Origin of the sequence: Citrobacter sp. TBCS-15 (assembly GCF_005280815.1) — a bacterium.
GTDB lineage: Bacteria > Pseudomonadota > Gammaproteobacteria > Enterobacterales > Enterobacteriaceae > Citrobacter > Citrobacter werkmanii.
Genome location: NZ_SZWK01000133.1, coordinates 1 through 1,323, shown reverse-complemented (window position 1 = coordinate 1,323; position 1,323 = coordinate 1). Strand labels below are relative to the sequence as shown.

General features: G+C 29.9%; 3 protein-coding genes. All 3 read right to left on the bottom strand.

Features of this window, described 5'->3' with window-relative positions; genetic code table 11:
- Positions 1–343: 343 nt before the first annotated feature.
- From FDW96_RS11870 to FDW96_RS11860, 3 genes are read right to left on the bottom strand one after another with little or no spacing between them, the layout of a single operon-like run.
- A complete protein-coding gene (locus tag FDW96_RS11870) occupies positions 344–691 on the bottom strand; it encodes a hypothetical protein (RefSeq protein WP_036853164.1) in 348 nt (115 codons plus the stop codon).
- Between the two features lies 1 nt (position 692).
- Positions 693–887, bottom strand: coding sequence for a hypothetical protein (locus FDW96_RS11865; RefSeq protein WP_036853165.1), 195 nt, complete (start codon positions 885–887; stop codon positions 693–695).
- A gap of 55 nt (positions 888–942) precedes the next feature.
- Positions 943–1,134 carry a hypothetical protein gene (locus FDW96_RS11860; protein ID WP_068505922.1) on the bottom strand — a complete coding sequence of 64 codons (192 nt, stop codon included), beginning with the start codon at positions 1,132–1,134 and terminating at the stop codon, positions 943–945.
- Positions 1,135–1,323: the final 189 nt, after the last annotated feature.

The following is a 1,323-nucleotide window of genomic DNA, read 5'->3' as shown; positions in this document are numbered from 1 at the left end:
CTCAATCTTCATAAAGTGCATTGCTTTAGCTAAAAATTGAGCAGATGATTCATAATATAATGTTTCTAGCTCATCATCTGAAAGCTGTGTTAAATCATCATTAGCAAAAGTTGTAAGTTTTCGCTTAATCTCTTTGCCATTGTCGTCTTCCTCTACGTAAAAACGTTTCATCTATTCATACCTCTAATTTCAAATTTTTCAATAATATACCTTTTAGAGCCAAGCTCAAGGCTCACTAGATAATTATTAAAAGGGTCATTCTTGTTCAAGTCATTAGCGATCTTTCTAGCTGTTGACCGTGGATATTTTGAACTATTAATCTTCCTTGTGTACTTGTGTAATATTATCTCATTGCCTCCCTTTGCATTTTACGCTTCAATCGTTGCTTATATAGATATTCTTTGCTTGGTTCTAAACTAGACAATATCTCATCTAGTAAGTCAAACGCTTCTCCGTTATCTCCTACGCTATCAATTTTTTTAAGTGTAAGCTCGTGCATTTCATCATCATTTAAAAACATAGTAAGATAAGGGAATGCTACGGTATTTGGCAAGCTCAAGCGTGATTTAGTTATTCTTAGGTTAGGATATTTACCTGTTTCAGATTTAACTTTTAACTCAAATTGATTCATTGCGATACCTTGTTCCTCTAGTACGCTAGTAATTCTTTCATATAATTCTTCATTTGTCATTTTATTTATCTACTTTCTTAACCATTAGTTGCTCATAACCTGAACTTGTTCCGTTCATTACAATTGTTTGAATATCTCCCACACGTTCAAAACCTTTATTTTCTAAAGCACTAATTTGTTTACCTAAACCTTTCAAACTAAAAGCTACAGCTCTCTTATATTTATCTTTAGGCTTCTTGTTAAATAATTTAATCATCTTAATTCTCCTTAATTTTTTATATATACTATTATATTAAACTTCTTTTAAATTGTCAAGCGATAACTTCAGTAATTTCAGTTATTTTTTTAACTAAACAATTAGAAGCTATATCAGATTTTTCTACAAAATACTTAAAATCAAACGCTTCTCTCTTTGTATAATATTTTTTATTTTTAACGTTGTAAAAACCTGTTATATCTTTTTCTAACCATTCTACTTTATAATATGTAAATTCATTATTCATTATCCAATTACTCCTGTCTTAATATTTAGTCTTTGCTGACTTGATAAGTGATATGAATTGCACCACTTGCAGTAATAAGCTCTTACTGGTATCTTATCAGCTTTCTTTTTATTATGCTGTGCATTTGCTATTGAATATAAAGCACCCATTTTTGTGTATTTGCGTTTCTTACACATAATCTAACCACTC

Coding starts and splice junctions, on each gene's coding strand:
- FDW96_RS11870 (WP_036853164.1), bottom strand. CDS start 691: ATGACAAATGAAGAATTATATGAAAGAATTACTAGCGTACTAGAGGAA.
- FDW96_RS11865 (WP_036853165.1), bottom strand. CDS start 887: ATGATTAAATTATTTAACAAGAAGCCTAAAGATAAATATAAGAGAGCT.
- FDW96_RS11860 (WP_068505922.1), bottom strand. CDS start 1,134: ATGAATAATGAATTTACATATTATAAAGTAGAATGGTTAGAAAAAGAT.